The following is a 15675-nucleotide window of genomic DNA, read 5'->3' as shown; positions in this document are numbered from 1 at the left end:
AGACACCGCCGGTCAAGACAGTTGATGGTATCAGTGGGCGGCCCAGTGATAGAACTCCATCCCCACCGCCGTGCGCGCGCCAAACCCTGCCCACTTACCGTCAATGGCCTTCGGCGCCAGGTTCAAATAGACTCCACGGTCCAAACCCTTCAACTGCTGGTCCAGAAACGCCGTGACGAAGTGCTGGTTCACATTGTTCAACCGCCCGCTGTCCCATGCCGGCTCGCTGTAGGCACTGAAATCGTCGGCATTGGCGCTGGCCGCAGGCGGTGGCGGGTTGGGCGCCACGTTGTGGCGGGCATTCTGATACACCAGCAGATAACGGTCGGCATTCACCGCGCCGTCCACCAGCCGGCGCACGCCGTCACTGTAGCCGGCCACATCATCCTGATCGCCCGCTACGAACAGCGTAGGCACCTTGAGCCCTGCCAGGCCCTGGGCATCGAACATCCCCTGCCGCCCGCCCCACGGCGCAAAGGCCACCAGCGCCTTGATGCGCCCATCATGCAGGGCGAGGAAATCAGGGTTGCCGGCCTGCAACCGTTGCAACGCGCCGCCCGGCACGAAATTGACCGCCGCCGGGCTCAGCCCCGCGCCGCCCACCAGTAGGGCGCCATAGCCGCCCATGGAATAGCCGATCAGCGCGCTGTGGTCGACATCCACCCTGCCCGCCAGGAAATGACCACTGCCAGGCTTGGCCCAAGCCGCCACCTGGTTCAGCACAAACAGGTCATCCAGCGGCCGGTTGAGCAGGGTGCTGGCAAAGCCGGCCTTGTCGGCGCGGGTGGAGTCGGTGTGGTCGATGGCCACCACCACGTAGCCGCGCGAGGCCAGGTGCTCGGTGAGGTAGCTCATTTGCAGGCGCGAGCCGGGGTAGCCGTGGGACAGGATCACCAGCGGGTAGACGCCATGGCGGTCGACGGCGGCATCGCGCACGGCACGGCCGGCGAATTGGAACGGGGTATTGGGCCGCTTGGGGTCGTTGGCGCCCGCGCCCAGCACGTCGGTGTACACCGTGCCCGGCTGCTGGCCCTTGGCGAGGGTGGCCGGGTACCAGATTTCCACTTGCAGGGGGCGGTCGTAGGGGTGGCCGGCGAGGATGTCGAGTTGGTTGTGGTGGGTCAGGTGCTCGGTGCGCACGCCTATGTGCAGTTCGCCGGGGGCGGCCAGGTCGGGGGCGTCCGGGCGAGCGTCGCCGTACATGGCGAAGGCGCTGGCAGGGAGTATCAGGGCGCAGAGGCAGAGCAGTTGCTGGAAACTCATCGGAGCGTCTCGTAACGGATGGTAGCGCTAACATCACATAAGGAACTGCAGGCGTCCAATCACCAAAATCATGCCGTCACGATCAACCCGTTATAACGCAATGCCCTGTAGCCGCTGCCGCCAGGCTGCGCTGGCCCTGTCGTTCACTGGAGATGTTCAGGGTTCACGCCGGCCAGCGCAGCCTGCGGCAGCGGCTACAAGGAGGTGCGTGGATATTTATGTCACGCCGTGATATAAAGCCCGCGTTTTTCTGCCGAGGATTTTGTTCGTGAACCCGTTCCTGCACCGCTGGCGCCCCGCCCCCTTGCACTTGAGCCTGCGAGAATGCCTGCGCGCCGCCCTGGGCGCCTTGCTGGGCATCGGCCTCACCGCCGCCCTGTGCACCTGGGCCTTGGGCCTGAGCGCCGACCTCCCGCTGCTGATCGCCCCCATGGGCGCCTCGGCCGTACTGCTGTTCGCCGCCCCCGCCAGCCCGCTGGCCCAGCCGTGGTCGCTGATCGGCGGCAACCTGGTGGCCTCGTTGGTGGGCGTGACCTGCGCCGCGTTCATCGGCAACGAAATCATCGCGGCGGCCGTCGCCGTGTCGGTGGCGATCGCCCTGATGCTGGCCCTGCGTTGCCTGCACCCACCCTCGGGCGCGGTGGCGTTGACCGCCGTACTGGGCGGGCCGAGCATTCATGCGGCCGGCTACGGCTTTGTGCTCGACCCGGTGCTGCTCAACTCCGCCGTGCTGCTGGGCGTGGCGTTGGTGTTCCACAGCTTCAGCCGCCACCGCTACCCCCATGGCCACGCCCCTGCGCCTGCGGCCACGCGCGCGGTGTCCCCGGCCAGCCAGCAATTGCATCAGGCCTTGCAAGCGGTGCTGGACGAGCGCGACGAGTTCATCGACGTCGACGCCGACGACCTGGAGGCCATCGTCACCGCCACCCTCGCCCGCCTGCAGTCGGAGCCACGCCCATGAGCGACGCCCTGGACAAGACCGATTTCGAAACCCTGTCCGAATTCCGCTACCAGTTGCGGCGCTTCCTGCGCTTCTCCGAAGAGGCCGTGCAGGCCCACGGCGTGACGCCCCAGCAATACCTGCTGATGCTCCACACCCAAGGCTTCAGCGGCCGCGACTGGGCCACCGTGGGCGAGTTGGCCGAGCGCCTGCAGATGGTGCCCCACGGCGCCGTGGCGCTGGTCAAACGCTGCGAGGCGGTGGGCCTGGTGCAGCGCCAGCGCAATGAAGAGGACCGCCGCGAAGTGCGCGTCAGCCTCACTGCCCAAGGCATCCAGGTGCTGGAAAAACTGGCCTTCGTGCACCGTGAAGAACTGAAATCCGCTGGCAAGCGCTTCCGCGTGCCGTTCGAACAGGAGTAAGCGCCATGCAGCATAAACGTGACTTCAATGTTGATCGCCGGCTGTTTCGCCAAGTGCTGCTGGCGGCCGTGATCGGCGCGCTGGCGGTGTTCGCGGCGGCCGCGCTGCTGGCACTGATCCACCTGTGCACCAACCTGTTTTTCTTCCAGCGCCTGTCACTGGACACCAGCTCGCCCGCCCAGCACCACCTGGGCGCCTGGATCATCGGCCTGCCGGTGCTGGGCGGCCTGATCGTGGGCCTGATGGCGCGCTACGGCTCCAGCAAGATCCGTGGCCACGGCATCCCAGAGGCCATCGAGGCCATCCTGTTCGGCCAAAGTCGCCTGTCGTTGCGCGTGGCACTGCTCAAGCCCTTGTCGTCGGCCATCGTCATCGGCAGCGGCGGCCCATTCGGCGCCGAAGGCCCGATCATCATGACCGGTGGCTCGCTGGGTTCGCTGATTGCCCAGCGCTTTCACCTCAGCGCCGCCGAGCGCAAGACCCTGCTGGTGGCCGGCGCCACGGCCGGCATGACCGCCGTGTTCGGCACCCCGCTGGCCGCCGTGCTGTTGGCGGTGGAGTTGCTGCTGTTCGAACTGCGCCCCCGCAGCCTGGTGCCGGTGGCCATTGCCTGCGCCGTGGCCGGCCTGCTGCGCCCGCTGCTGATCACCGCCGAGCCCTTGTTCGCCGTGCAAACCCTGGCGCCGGGCCTCGACGTACTGCCCGGCTGCCTGCTGGCCGGCGTGGCCAGCGGCCTGCTGTGCACCGCGCTGTCGTGGAGCCTGTACCGCGTCGAAGACCTGTTCGGCAAACTGCCCGTGCACTGGATGTGGTGGCCGGCGCTGGGCGGCCTGGCCGTCGGCATCGGTGGCTATTTCGAGCCGCGCGCGCTGGGCATCGGCTTTGACGTGATCAGCGACCTGCTGCACAACCATCTGCTGCTCAGCGCAGCCATCGCGCTGCTGCTGGTCAAGGCGCTGATCTGGGTCATCGCCCTGGGTTCGGGCACCTCGGGCGGCGTACTGGCGCCGCTGCTGATGCTGGGCGCAGGCCTGGGCGCAGTATTGGCCCATGTGCTGCCCGGCAATCAGGGCGCGCTGTGGCCGCTGGTGTGCATGGCGGCAATGCTGGCCGGGGTGCTGGGCGCACCGTTGACCGCGGTGGTGTTCGCCCTGGGCCTGAGCCACGACCTCAATGCCCTGCTGCCGCTGCTGCTGACCGTCACCGTGGCCTACGCGGTCACGGTGATGATCGCCAAGCGCTCGATCATGACCGAGAAAATCGCCCGTCGCGGCCTGCACATCTACCGGGAATACTCGGTAGACCCGCTGGAGCGTCATGATGTGGCCGAGGTGATGCGTGTCGACGACGTGGTTCCCGGGACCCATCTGCAAATCGATCAAGCCTGCGCCCTGCCCCACGAAACCTGCCGCGCAGTGGCCGGGCGCATGGTGTCGCTGGGGCTTGAGCGCATGCCCGTGGTGCGTGATCGCCAGGGCCTGGAGCTGATCGGCTGGGTAACCAGCCACGATCTGCTCAAAGGCACCCTGGCCGTGCATGAAGAAGAAACGCTGATGCAAACTGCGTAGCCGCTGCCGCCAGGCTGCGCTGGCCCGTAACGACACTGATAGACTAAAGCCACCACAGCCCAGCGACAGGTAAAAGATGATCGACCCCGAACAGCGCCACCCCGCCGCCCTGGAACGCTTCCTCGCCGAACACGACGAGGTGCGCCAGCAACTGGACCACCTCAACCCGCTGCTGGCCCAGGCGGCCGGCATGACCGTCGCCCAATACCGCGCCGAACGCCTGCACGAGGCGTTCGAGCTGGAGGCCGAGAACCTGGGGTTGTTCGCCTGGGAGCTGACCTTGCAACTGACGGCCGCCACGCCTGAGGAATTTCAGGCGCAGCGTATCGAAGTGCACAAGGAAGTGGCCGAGATGGCGGGCATGAGCTGGGATGAGTATCGCGAGTTGTATGGGCTTTGAGCCAGCAACTGGCTCGAAACCGCAATGCCCATCGCGACTGAAGTCGGCGCCTACGCCGCCCGTGGTAGGAGCCGGCCTTGGCCGCGATGCAAACTGTGTGGGAGCGGGTTCTACCCGCGAAAAGGACGCCACGAGGCGTCAGGGATTACGCGGTGTTCTTTTCGCGGGTAGAACCCGCTCCCACAGGGGCCGCTGCTACCGAGCCCTCAATATGCATTTATGTAATATTCAAACCGCCTTAAATTCCCATATTTAATAATTACCTTAGAACAAAATCGAATTTCACAGCGCTCATTCCTACCTTTATGTTCTTCATCAACGACCGACCCCACGCCAGGCGGAGGCCCTTGATAACGCCATAAAGGAATAACCCATGAGCATCGAATTCATCGGCTACATCGGCGGTCAGCACAGTTCTGAAATCCACCCGGCCAGCGGCCCGGTGCTGCAACCCGAGTACATCGAGAAAGTCGCCCGCGCCCACGAAGAGGCCGGTTTCGACCGCGCCTTGGTCGCCTTCCACTCCAACAGCCCCGACAGCACCCTGATCGCCAGCCACGCGGCCAGCGTCACCAAAAAACTGCAGTTCCTGATCGCCCACCGTCCAGGCTTCGCCGCCCCTACCCTGGCCGCCCGCCAGTTCGCCACCCTGGATGTGTTGAACGGTGGCCGCACCGCCGTGCATATCATCACCGGCGGTGACGACAAGGAACTGCGCGCCGATGGCAGCTTCATCGGCAAGGACGAGCGCTACGCCCGCACCGACGAGTACCTGACCGTGCTGCGCCAGGAGTGGACCGCTGACAAGCCGTTCGACTTCAAGGGCGACTACTACGAATTCGAAGGTGCCCATTCGGCGGTGAAAACCGCGCAACCGATCCCGCTGTATTTCGGCGGTTCTTCCACCGCTGCCATCGAAGTGGCCGGCAAGCACGCCGACGTCTATGCGCTGTGGGGCGAAACCTACCAGCAGGTCAAAGAGATCGTCACCCAGGTGCGCGCCGAAGCTGCCAAACATGGCCGCACGGTGCGCTTCAGCCTGTCCCTGCGGCCTATCCTGGCCGAGACCGAGGAAAAGGCCTGGGCCCGCGCCGACAGCATCCTGGCCAAGGCCACCGCGTTGGCCGAGCAACGTGGCTTTGTACGCCGCGAGCCTGCCAACGAAGGCTCCCGTCGCCTGCTGGCCGCGGCCGCCCAAGGCAGCCGCCTGGACAAGCGCCTGTGGACCGGTATTGCCGGCCTGCTGGGCGCCCAGGGCAACTCGACCTCGCTGGTGGGCACCCCGGAACAAGTGGCCGAAGCCCTGCTGGATTACTACGACCTGGGCATCACCACCTTCCTGATCCGTGGCTTCGACCCGCTGGAAGACGCCATCGACTACGGCAAGAAACTGATCCCGCTGACCCGTCAGCTGGTGGCCCAACGTCACGCCCAGGTGGCCTGACCCAAGGAGCGAAGATGTCCCAGGTTCGTCACCCCGAACGCCTGCGCGCCTTTATTGGCGCCCTGGCCGAACTGCTCGACAGCGACCCGCGCGAAGGCGACAAGCTGCACCGCGGCGGCCAGTTGCTGCACCAGCTGGTCAGCTTTGATGACTGGCTGCCCGATGAATACGCCCAGCCCTCCCCCGAGCGCTACCAGCAGTTTCTGCTGCACGCCGACTCGCGCCAGCGCTTCTCGGTGGTCAGCTTTGTCTGGGGCCCGGGCCAGCAGACGCCGATCCACGACCACCGCGTGTGGGGCCTGATCGGCATGCTGCGCGGTGCCGAAGACTCGCAGAATTACACGCGTACCGACAGCGGCGCGTTGGTGCCCGATGGCGCGCCGATCCGCCTGCTGCCCGGCGACGTCGAGCCCCTGTCGCCGCGCATCGGCGATATCCATCAGGTCAGCAACGCGTTTGCCGACCAGGTATCCATCAGCATTCACGTCTACGGCGCCAACATCGGCGCCGTACACCGCGCGGTGTACCAGCCTGATGGCAGCGAGAAGCTGTTCATTTCCGGCTACTCCAACACCACGCTCCCCAACATCTGGGACCTTTCCAAAGAGAACCGCAGCCTATGAGCCACCCCCTGACCCGTTCTTTCGCCGACATCCGCCAGGCCCTGCTGCAACGCCAGGAAGTGGCGCTGGTGGACGTGCGCGAAGAGGCGCCGTTTGCCCAGGCGCACCCGCTGTTCGCGGCCAATATCCCGCTGTCGAAACTGGAGGTGGAGGTGTACCCGCGCATCCCGCGCCGGGACACCGCCATCACTGTGTACGACGACGGCGAAGGCCTGGCACAACGGGCCGTCGAGCGCCTGGTGCAACTGGGCTACACCGACGTGGCGCTGCTGCAAGGCGGCCTGCAGGGCTGGCGTGACGCTGGCGGCGAGCTGTTCATCGACGTCAACGTGCCCAGCAAGGCCTTTGGCGAACTGGTCGAGCACGAGCGCCACACCCCGTCGCTGCCCGCCGAAGAGGTCAAAGCCCTGCTCGATAGCAAGGCCGACGTGGTGGTGCTCGACGCCCGCCGCTTCGACGAATACCAGACCATGAGCATCCCCACCGGCATCAGCGTGCCCGGCGCCGAACTGGTGCTGCGTGCCCGCGAGCTGGCCCCGGACCCGGCCACGCGCATCATCGTCAACTGCGCCGGCCGCACCCGCAGCATCATCGGCACCCAGTCGCTGGTCAACGCCGGCCTGCCCAACCCCATTGCTGCCCTGCGCAACGGCACCATCGGCTGGCTGCTGGCCGGGCAGGCCCTGGACCACGGCCAATCGCGGCAATTTGCCGAAACCGGCGAAGACACCCGCCAGCTGGCACGTGCCGATGCGCGCCGCGTGGCGGACAAGGCCGGCGTCAAACGCGCCACCCTCAAGGACTGGCAGCAGTGGCAGGCCGAAGCCGGCCGCACCAGCTACCTGTTCGACGTGCGTACGCCCCAGGAATACGAAGCCGCGCACCTGCCTGACGCCCGCTCCACCCCCGGTGGCCAACTGGTGCAGGAAACCGACCACTACGCCAGCGTGCGCGGTGCCCGCATTGTGCTGGTGGATGACGATGGCGTGCGCGCCAACATGAGTGCCTCGTGGCTGGCACAACTGGGCTGGGACGTGCAGGTGCTCGACGGTGTGGATGCCAGTGCCTTCACCGCCAGCGGCCCGTGGAAGCCGGCGATTCCGGCTGTGCCCTCTTACGAAACCATCAGCCCGGAAACCCTGGCCGACTGGCAGGCCCAGGGCGATACCCAAGTGCTGGATTTCACCACCAGTGCCAACCACGTCAAGCAGCACATCCCCGGTGCCTGGTGGACGTTGCGTGCCGACCTGGCCCAGGCCTTGAAGAAGATTCCGGCGGCAGAACGCTACGTGCTGACCTGCGGCAGCAGCCTGCTGGCGCGCTTCGCCGTGACGCAAGTGCAGGCGCTGACGGGCAAGGCGGTGTACGTGCTGGGCGATGGCACGGCCAGTTGGCTGAAGGCCGGCTTGCCGACCGAGAGTGGCGAGGCGAACCTGGCGTCGCCGCGTATCGATCGCTACAAGCGACCGTACGAAGGCACCGATGCCCCGCGCGAAGCGATGCAGGCGTACCTGGATTGGGAGTTCGGCCTGGTCGAGCAATTGGCCCGCGACGGCACCCACGGTTTCTACGTCATCTAAATCCCCCCTTACATCCCCATCACCTTCGTGGGAGCGGGCTCTGCCCGCGAAAAGGACACTGCAAAGGGTCAGAATAAGCGGTGGTCTTTTCGCGGGCAGAGCCCGCTCCCACACAAGCAATAGATCGCATAATCATGTGAATATTAATTACCATATTTTATAATTAGCATAGATCCAAAAAGAATTTCACAGCCATTTCTTATAGTCATATTCTCACTACCAGACCGACCCCCCACCCGGCGGAGGCCCTCCCATCCCTAACACTGGAGCGCTTTCATGCCCCTCTCCCGTCTGCTGTCCGCCGCCTTGCTGAGCCTGGCCGCCACCCTGGTGCACGCCGCCGACCTGCAACCGCTCAAGGTCGCCAACCAGAAGTCCACCATCAAGGCCCTGCTGCAAGTCTCGGGTGAACTTGAACACGTGCCCTACACCATCGACTTCTCCGAATTCCCTGCCGCCGCCCCCCTGGGCGAAGCCCTGAACGCCGGCGCCGTCGACGTCGGCGCGCTGGGCGATGCGCCCTATGTGTTCGCCCTGGGCGCCGGTGCGCCGCTGAAAGTGGTCAGCATCACCCACCTCAACGGCCGCTACACCACTGCCCTGCTGGTGCCCAAGGACTCGCCCATCCAGAAGGTCGCTGACCTCAAAGGCAAGCGCATCGTCACCACCAAGGGCTCCATCGGCCACCTGCTGGTGATCAAGGCGCTGCACGAGGCGGGGCTTAAAACCAGCGACGTGACCTTCGCCTTCCTGCTGCCCAGCGAGTCGCGCGTGGTGCTGGAAAACGGCAGCGTCGACGCCTGGTCCACGTGGGACCCGTACACCACCGTGGCCACCGCCAGTGGCCAGGAGCGCGTGCTGGTCAGCGGCGCCACCCTGCTCACCAACCACCTGTACCTGGCCGCCACCAGCCAGGCCATCGCCGACAAGCGTGTGCAGTTGCAGGACTTCGTCGCTCGCGTGGACCGCGCCTGGCAGTGGGCCAACGCCCACCCGCGTGAATACGCCGCCGCCATGGCCAAGGTCACCGGTCTGCCGCTGGAGATCCAGCTGGCCGCCGCGCAGAACACCCACATGGAACGCGTGCCCATCGACGCGCAGGTCATCAAGGGCCTGCAGCAGACCGCCGACCTATACCGCAGCGAAGGCATCTTGACCAAGCCGGTGGACGTGTCCCACGGCTTCGACCCCAGCTTCAACGCCAGCACCCCTATCGCCGCCAGCGCCCAGTGATTGATCAAAGGAGTATGACCATGACCCAGAAACGCCAACTCAAGCTTGGAGCCATGATCCACGGCGTCGGCCACGGATGGGGCGAGTGGCGCCACCCCAAGGCGCTGCCCAACGCCAGCACGAGCCTTGCGTATTACCAGCAGCAGGCGAAGTTGGCCGAAGCGGCCAAGTTCGACTTCGCGTTTATCGCCGACAGCCTGCATATCCACGAGAAATCCAGCCCGCATTACCTGAACCGCTTCGAACCGCTGACCATCCTCTCGGCCCTGGCCGCCACCACCGAGAACATCGGCCTGGTGGCCACCGTCACCGTCAGCTACACCGAGCCCTTCCAGGTGGCGCGCCAGTTTGCTTCCCTGGACCTGATCAGCGGCGGCCGCGCCGGCTGGAACGTAGTGACCTCGTGGCTCAGCGGCACGGCCGACAACTTCGGCAAGCCCGAGCACCCCGCCCACGCCACGCGCTACCGCATCGCCCGTGAACACGTGAACGTGGTCAAGGGCCTGTGGGACAGCTGGGAAGACGACGCCTTCACCTACGACAAGCAGACCGGCCAGTTCTTCGACCCGGCCAAGCTGCACACCCTGGGCCACAAGGGCGAGTTCTTCTCGGTCAAGGGCCCGCTGAACATCGCCCGCTCGCCCCAAGGCCAGCCGCCGATTTTCCAGGCCGGCACCTCGGAGGACGGCCGCAACTTCGCCGCGGCCAATGCCGATGCGATCTTCGTGCATGGCGAGAACTTCGAGCAGGCCAGCGCCTACTATCAGGACCTCAAGCGTCGCGCCGCGGAAGCCGGTCGCGACCCGCACAAGCTGGCGATTCTGCCGGGCATCCGGCCCATCGTCGGCCGTGATGAAGCGGAGGTGGAAGACCGTTACCAGCAGGCCGTGGACCTGGTCAGCATCGAGGATGCCATCGTCGCCCTGGGCCGTTCGTTCGACGACCACGACTTCAGCCAGTACCCGCTGGATGCGCCCTTCCCCGACGTCGGCGACCTGGGAGCCAACAGTCAAAAAGGTGGCAGTGACCGCATTAAGCAACTGGCCCGGGACAACAACCTAACCCTGCGTGAAGTGGCCCTGCATTACTCACGGCCCAAGCGCGATTTCGTCGGCACCGCCGAGCAGGTCGCCGATCAGGTGGAGCACTGGTTCAAGGCCGGCGCCGCCGACGGTTTCATCGTCACCTCGCTGCTGCCCGACGGCCTGCAGTACTTCACCGAACTAGTGGTGCCGGTGCTGGTGCAACGCGGTCTGTTCCGCGACGCCTACACCGGCAGCACCCTGCGCGATCATTTGGGCCTGGCCGCGCCGGCCAACCGCAATGCAGCCCCGGTGGCGGCAAAGGCCCCGGTCGAGGAAGAACTGGCATGAGCGAATTCAGCTTTCGCACCCTGCTGCCCACGCTGACGGCGCAACTGGCCGCCAGCGCCGAGTTTCATGACCGCACCGGGCAGTTCCCCACCGACAACTTCGCCCTGCTGCACCGCCACGGCCTGCTGGGCTACACCGTGCCCAAGGCCTACGGCGGCGCAGGTGCCACCCTGGCCCAGGCACGCGACGTGATCGCCGCCGTGGCTCGGGGCGAGCCGTCCACGGCGCTGATCCTGGTGATGCAATACCTGCAGCACTCGCGCCTGGGCACCAGCAGCTGGCCCGAAGCCTTGCGCCGCCAGGTGGCCGAGGACGCGGTGCGCAACGGCGCCCTGATCAACGCCTTGCGCGTGGAACCGGACCTGGGCACCCCGGCCCGTGGCGGCCTGCCCGCCACCATCGCCCGGCGCACGCCCGAAGGCTGGCGCCTGAGCGGCACCAAGATCTACTCCACCGGCAGCCACGGCCTGACCTGGTACAGCGTGTGGGCGCGCAGCGATGACGATGACCCGCTGGTGGGTGCCTGGCTGGTGCACCGCGACACCCCCGGTATCCGCATCGTCGACACCTGGGACCACCTGGGTATGCGTGCCACCTGCAGCCACGAGGTGACGTTCGACAACGTGCTGATCCCCCTGGAGCACGCCGTCAGCGTCAGCCCCGCCAGCGCCCCGGCAGCGGAACTGGACCCCGAAGGCCTGCTGTGGATGTCGGTGCTGCTGTCCTCGGTGTACGACGGCGTGGCCCAGGCCGCCCGCGACTGGCTGGTGCAATGGCTGACCGAGCGCACGCCGTCCAACCTCGGCGCGCCGCTGTCCAGCCTGCCGCGCTTCCAGGAAACCGTGGGTCAGATCGACACCCTGCTGTTCAACAACCGCAGCCTGCTGGACGCAGCGGCCCAGGGCCTGACCGCGCCGCAGCACGCCGCGCAGATCAAGTACCTGGTCACCGACAACGCCATCCGCGCCGTGGAGCTGGCCATCCAGGCTTCCGGCAACCCGGGGCTGTCGCGCCACAACCCGCTGCAACGCCATTACCGCGACGTGCTGTGCAGCCGCGTGCACACGCCGCAGAACGACGCGATTTTCACCGGTGTCGGCAAGGCCGCTTTTGCCGCGTTCACCACAGGAGTCAAGCCATGAGCGACCTGGTCATCGCCAGCCAGCTGGATGCAACGTTCAACCAGGCCCTGCGCGAGCGGCTGGCCAAGACCCACCCCGGCATCAAGGTGATCGAAGTGCCGGTGGGCGTGCCCAGCGACCTGCCGCCCGAGGCTCGCATCCTCATGGGCCGGCCCATCAACGTGCGCGGCTACCAGGCCCCCGACACCCCGCCGCCGGGCTGGCCCTACGGCCTGCGCTGGATTCAGCTGGCCTCGTCGGGCATCGACTTCTACCCGGCGTGGCTGTTCGACGGCCTGCCGGTGACCACCGCCCGTGGCAGCGCCAGCGACCCGATCGCCGAGTTCGCCCTGGCGGCCATTTTTGCGCGCAACAAGCACCTGCCGGATATCTGGGTGAACGACGCCGACTGGCAGTTCACCGCGCTGACCCCGGTCAAGGGCCAGACCCTGGGTATCCTCGGTTTTGGCTCCATCGGCACGGCGCTGGCGCACAAGGCCCAGGCCCTGGGCCTGCGGGTGATTGCCCTGCGCCAGAGCGATACGCCACTGGGCGTGGACGGCGTGGAAACGGCGCGGGACATTCACCACCTGTTCGCCGAATCCGACCACCTGGTCGTGGCCGCGCCGTTGACGCCGGACACCCGCCACCTGATCAACGCCGACGTGCTGGCCAGCGCCAAACCGGGCCTGCACCTGATCAACATCGCCCGCGGCGGGTTGCTGGATCAGGAAGCGCTGCTGCACGCCCTGGACCACGGCCCGCTGGGTTTCGCCTCGCTGGACGTCACCGAGCCCGAGCCGCTGCCCGAAGGCCACCGTTTGTACAACCACCCCAAGGTGCGCCTGTCGCCGCACACCTCGGCCATTTCCACCCGGGGCGGCGAGGCCATTGCCGACATCCTGCTGGACAACCTGCAGCGCTTCCTCAGCGACCAGCCCCTGCACAACCTCGCCGACCGCACCCGCGGATATTAAGCACCATGCACAACCCGTAGCCGCTGCCGCCAGGCTGCGCTGGCCCTATGCATCGACGGAGATGTTCAGGGTTCACACCGGCCAGCGCAGCCTGGCGGCAGCGGCTACAAAACCCCCGACCCGACGCCAGGAGGAGGCCCCCAACACCCCATAAAAACAGAGAACCGCCATGCCAACACCGCGCTTTGCGTACCACCCGCTCACCCTCGCCATGCTGTTCGGCGCCAGCCCCGCCGCCTTCGCCGAAGACCCTGCCAGCCCCGCGCTGCCCACGGTCACGGTAACCGCCGAGCACAAAAGCGAAAACCTGCAGAAAACCCCGCTGGCGATTTCCGCCTTCGACGAAAAAACCCTGGAAGACAAACAGATCCGCAACGTGCGTGACCTGTCCGGCCAGGTGCCCAACCTGACCCTCAGCCACCAGTCAATTTCGTACAGCGCCCAGACCTACGGCATCCGTGGCATCGGCGAGACCGACCCGATCCAGGAATCGGCCGTGGCGGTGTACGCCGATGACCTGTACATCCCGCGGGCCATCTCCTCCATGCTCGACTTCAACGACGTGGAGCGCGTGGAAGTGCTGCGCGGGCCCCAGGGCACGCTGTACGGCCGCAACAGCAGCGCCGGGGCCATCCGGGTGATTACCCGCGACCCGGATCAGCAAACCAGAGGCTTCTTCGAACTGGGCGGCGGCAGCTTCGATGCCCGCAACGCGCGCCTGCTGATCAGCGGCCCGTTGATCGACAACACCCTGTTCGGCAGCTTCTCGGCCACCAGCCTTTCGCGCGACGGCACGGTGTCGAACCCCACGCGCGGCAAGCACGTCAACAACATCGACATCCAGTCCTACCGCGGCAAGCTGCGTTTCAAGCCCGACGACTCGCCGTGGGACGTGCAACTGACCCTGGCCGGCACCTTCGACCGCGGCGACACCACCAGCTACACGCCCTTCGACGCCGACGGCCATTTCGACAAGTTCAAGAGCTACTCAAGCCTGGACCCCAAGAACAAGCTGGACCAGGGCAGCGCCGTGCTGCGCGCGATATACGCCTTCAATGACCAGCTGAGCTTCAAGTCGGTGACCGCCTATTCGGCCTTCCACCAGCCGGTGGATTACGACAACTCCGGCCAGGCCGCGCTGATCCAGCAGAACCTGATCCTGTACAAGCAGAAGTACGCCACCCAGGACTTCCAGCTCAACGGCAACTACGACCGGTTCAGCTTCACCACCGGCGTGTTCCTGTACCACGAACAGTTCGACGCCGACCGCGACAACCTCACCTACTCCATCGCCCGCGGCCGGGTGGTGGGCCAAGGGCAATACAGCACTACCACCACCGACAGCTACGCGCTGTATGGCCAGGGCAGCTACAAGCTCACCCCGCAGTTGTCGCTGATCGCCGGCCTGCGCTTCACCCGTGAGCACAAGAACTTCGACTACACCAACTACGCCATCAACACCAGCCGGCAGATCACCGGGGTCAACTTCACGGCCGACGCCAGCAAGTCCTGGCAAAGCACCAGCCCCAAGGTGGGCCTGGAATACGCCTGGACCGAGCACCTGAACCAGTACGCTTACGTGGCCAAGGGCTTCAAGGCCGGCGGCTACGACAACCGCGCGCCCACTGCTGCCGCGGCCGAGACGGCGTTCTCGCCCGAGGATGTGACCACCTACGAAACCGGCTTCAAGGGTGACTTCTTCGACCAGCGCCTGCGCGCCAACGTGGCGTTGTTCTACAACGACTACCAGGACCTGCAGACCAACGCCTACGACCCGGCCCTGGGCGTGAGCCTGCGCACCAACGTGGGCAAGGCGCACACCTACGGCGTGGAAGTGGAAACCCTGACCGCGCTGACCCGCGACCTGCAACTGACGGCCAACGTGGGCTTCCTGCAAAGCCGTTACGACGACTTCCAGAACGCCGCCGGTGCCGGCGTGGATGCCGATGGCAAGCAACTGGTGTTCTCACCTAAGTGGAACGCCAGCGTGGGGCTGAACTACACCGTGCCGGTCAGCCTGCCGGGGCAGGTGCTGGTGGGTACCGATGCGCAGTTCCAGACCCGGTCGTACGCCAACGCCTTGAACGACGACATTCAGCAAATCCCCAAGCAGACGTTCTGGAATGCCAATACGCGGTATATCAGTGCTGATGGCCACTGGACTACGACACTGGCGGTGAAGAACCTGCTGGACCGGGCGTATCCGCAGTCGGTGGGGTATGTGCCGTCGAGTGGGCAGCGGTATTATTCGATTAATGATCCGAGGACGGTTTTGTTGAGTGTTCGGTATGATTTGTAGTCGTTGGAGGTTGCAGGGCGTATGACGATGTTCTTTCGGTGTTCATGAGACCGCGCGCCGCCCGCGCGGCGCTTCCCGGGCACAGCCCGGTCCTACATTTGTTTCGGGCCAGTTATGTGAGTGCCATCACCTGGTCCGCTTTGTTTGTTCACTACAGATCTGCAGTGAACTAACAAGGCGGACGAGGCGATCTCACAGGCAATGGTACGTTGCAACAAATGTAGGACCGGGCTGTGCCCGGGAAGCGCCGCGCGGGCGGCGCTCGATCTCAACACCACCACAAAACCCCAGCCAAACCTGTACCACACCCCACCCAAACCCAACCCCCACAAAAAATGGCGGAAGGCAGCCGGAGTCGAACCTGCCCGGGAACGGCTGCCGTCCCCAACCGGGTTTGAAGCCCGGCCGCGCCACCGGGCGCGATTGCCTTCC

General features: G+C 65.9%; 13 protein-coding genes and 1 tRNA gene. 12 read left to right on the top strand and 2 right to left on the bottom strand.

The window, feature by feature from the left end; genetic code table 11:
• Positions 1-30 precede the first annotated feature (30 nt).
• A complete protein-coding gene (locus tag ACZ9GA_RS10685; protein WP_457362703.1) occupies positions 31-1263 on the bottom strand; it encodes an alpha/beta hydrolase family protein in 1233 nt (410 codons plus the stop codon).
• 268 nt (positions 1264-1531) lie between these two features.
• Between ACZ9GA_RS10685 and ACZ9GA_RS10680 the strand changes: the two genes are divergently transcribed.
• The 12 genes from ACZ9GA_RS10680 (at position 1532) to ACZ9GA_RS10625 (ending at position 15243) form a co-directional block, all read left to right on the top strand.
• Positions 1532-2224 (top strand): HPP family protein, encoded by a 693-nt coding sequence (locus tag ACZ9GA_RS10680; RefSeq protein WP_457362704.1) that lies wholly within the window; start codon positions 1532-1534, stop codon positions 2222-2224.
• Positions 2221-2625 carry a MarR family winged helix-turn-helix transcriptional regulator gene (locus tag ACZ9GA_RS10675; RefSeq protein ID WP_455922831.1) on the top strand — a complete coding sequence of 135 codons (405 nt, stop codon included), beginning with the start codon at positions 2221-2223 and terminating at the stop codon, positions 2623-2625. Before ACZ9GA_RS10680 ends, ACZ9GA_RS10675 begins: the two co-directional genes overlap by 4 nt.
• 5 nt (positions 2626-2630) lie before the next feature.
• The gene (locus tag ACZ9GA_RS10670; RefSeq protein WP_457362705.1) at positions 2631-4193 is read left to right on the top strand and encodes a chloride channel protein; all 1563 of its coding nucleotides are present in this window, start codon (positions 2631-2633) and stop codon (positions 4191-4193) included.
• Between the two features lie 76 nt (positions 4194-4269).
• Complete coding sequence (locus tag ACZ9GA_RS10665; protein WP_457362706.1) at positions 4270-4593, top strand: DUF6388 family protein; 324 nt, start codon at positions 4270-4272, stop codon at positions 4591-4593.
• Between the two features lie 373 nt (positions 4594-4966).
• Positions 4967-6037 carry an LLM class flavin-dependent oxidoreductase gene (locus ACZ9GA_RS10660; protein WP_457362707.1) on the top strand — a complete coding sequence of 357 codons (1071 nt, stop codon included), beginning with the start codon at positions 4967-4969 and terminating at the stop codon, positions 6035-6037.
• Between the two features lie 14 nt (positions 6038-6051).
• Positions 6052-6660, top strand: coding sequence for a cysteine dioxygenase family protein (locus tag ACZ9GA_RS10655; protein ID WP_457362708.1), 609 nt, complete (start codon positions 6052-6054; stop codon positions 6658-6660).
• On the top strand, positions 6657-8240 hold the full coding sequence (locus ACZ9GA_RS10650) for a rhodanese-related sulfurtransferase (protein ID WP_457362709.1): 1584 nt from the start codon (positions 6657-6659) through the stop codon (positions 8238-8240). Before ACZ9GA_RS10655 ends, ACZ9GA_RS10650 begins: the two co-directional genes overlap by 4 nt.
• Positions 8241-8516: 276 nt before the next feature.
• Positions 8517-9473, top strand: coding sequence for an ABC transporter substrate-binding protein (locus ACZ9GA_RS10645; protein ID WP_457362710.1), 957 nt, complete (start codon positions 8517-8519; stop codon positions 9471-9473).
• A 20-nt stretch (positions 9474-9493) separates the two neighbouring features.
• Complete coding sequence (locus tag ACZ9GA_RS10640) at positions 9494-10846, top strand: LLM class flavin-dependent oxidoreductase (protein ID WP_457362711.1); 1353 nt, start codon at positions 9494-9496, stop codon at positions 10844-10846.
• On the top strand, positions 10843-11988 hold the full coding sequence (locus ACZ9GA_RS10635; RefSeq protein WP_457362712.1) for an acyl-CoA dehydrogenase family protein: 1146 nt from the start codon (positions 10843-10845) through the stop codon (positions 11986-11988). The genes ACZ9GA_RS10640 and ACZ9GA_RS10635 overlap by 4 nt, the downstream gene beginning before the upstream one ends.
• Complete coding sequence (locus tag ACZ9GA_RS10630) at positions 11985-12944, top strand: D-isomer specific 2-hydroxyacid dehydrogenase family protein (protein ID WP_457362713.1); 960 nt, start codon at positions 11985-11987, stop codon at positions 12942-12944. Before ACZ9GA_RS10635 ends, ACZ9GA_RS10630 begins: the two co-directional genes overlap by 4 nt.
• Positions 12945-13155: 211 nt before the next feature.
• Entirely contained in the window at positions 13156-15243 is a 2088-nt protein-coding gene (locus ACZ9GA_RS10625; RefSeq protein WP_457363757.1) for a TonB-dependent receptor, read from the top strand.
• Between the two features lie 336 nt (positions 15244-15579).
• Here ACZ9GA_RS10625 and ACZ9GA_RS10620 read toward each other — a convergent pair.
• Positions 15580-15675 (bottom strand) — tRNA-Sec (locus ACZ9GA_RS10620).

It is taken from the genome of Pseudomonas sp. TE3644 (genome assembly GCF_056278815.1).
Note: the sequence above shows the minus strand (reverse complement) of the source record. Positions and strands in the feature narration are given on the sequence as shown.

What these genes read in the sequence shown, in the direction of transcription:
- ACZ9GA_RS10645 (WP_457362710.1), top strand. Translation starts at nt 8,517, where the DNA reads ATGCCCCTCTCCCGTCTGCTGTCCGCCGCCTTGCTGAGCCTGGCCGCC.
- ACZ9GA_RS10685 (WP_457362703.1), bottom strand. Translation starts at nt 1,263, where the DNA reads ATGAGTTTCCAGCAACTGCTCTGCCTCTGCGCCCTGATACTCCCTGCC.
- ACZ9GA_RS10630 (WP_457362713.1), top strand. Translation starts at nt 11,985, where the DNA reads ATGAGCGACCTGGTCATCGCCAGCCAGCTGGATGCAACGTTCAACCAG.
- ACZ9GA_RS10665 (WP_457362706.1), top strand. Translation starts at nt 4,270, where the DNA reads ATGATCGACCCCGAACAGCGCCACCCCGCCGCCCTGGAACGCTTCCTC.
- ACZ9GA_RS10625 (WP_457363757.1), top strand. Translation starts at nt 13,156, where the DNA reads ATGCTGTTCGGCGCCAGCCCCGCCGCCTTCGCCGAAGACCCTGCCAGC.
- ACZ9GA_RS10640 (WP_457362711.1), top strand. Translation starts at nt 9,494, where the DNA reads ATGACCCAGAAACGCCAACTCAAGCTTGGAGCCATGATCCACGGCGTC.
- ACZ9GA_RS10670 (WP_457362705.1), top strand. Translation starts at nt 2,631, where the DNA reads ATGCAGCATAAACGTGACTTCAATGTTGATCGCCGGCTGTTTCGCCAA.
- ACZ9GA_RS10675 (WP_455922831.1), top strand. Translation starts at nt 2,221, where the DNA reads ATGAGCGACGCCCTGGACAAGACCGATTTCGAAACCCTGTCCGAATTC.
- ACZ9GA_RS10660 (WP_457362707.1), top strand. Translation starts at nt 4,967, where the DNA reads ATGAGCATCGAATTCATCGGCTACATCGGCGGTCAGCACAGTTCTGAA.
- ACZ9GA_RS10635 (WP_457362712.1), top strand. Translation starts at nt 10,843, where the DNA reads ATGAGCGAATTCAGCTTTCGCACCCTGCTGCCCACGCTGACGGCGCAA.
- ACZ9GA_RS10650 (WP_457362709.1), top strand. Translation starts at nt 6,657, where the DNA reads ATGAGCCACCCCCTGACCCGTTCTTTCGCCGACATCCGCCAGGCCCTG.
- ACZ9GA_RS10655 (WP_457362708.1), top strand. Translation starts at nt 6,052, where the DNA reads ATGTCCCAGGTTCGTCACCCCGAACGCCTGCGCGCCTTTATTGGCGCC.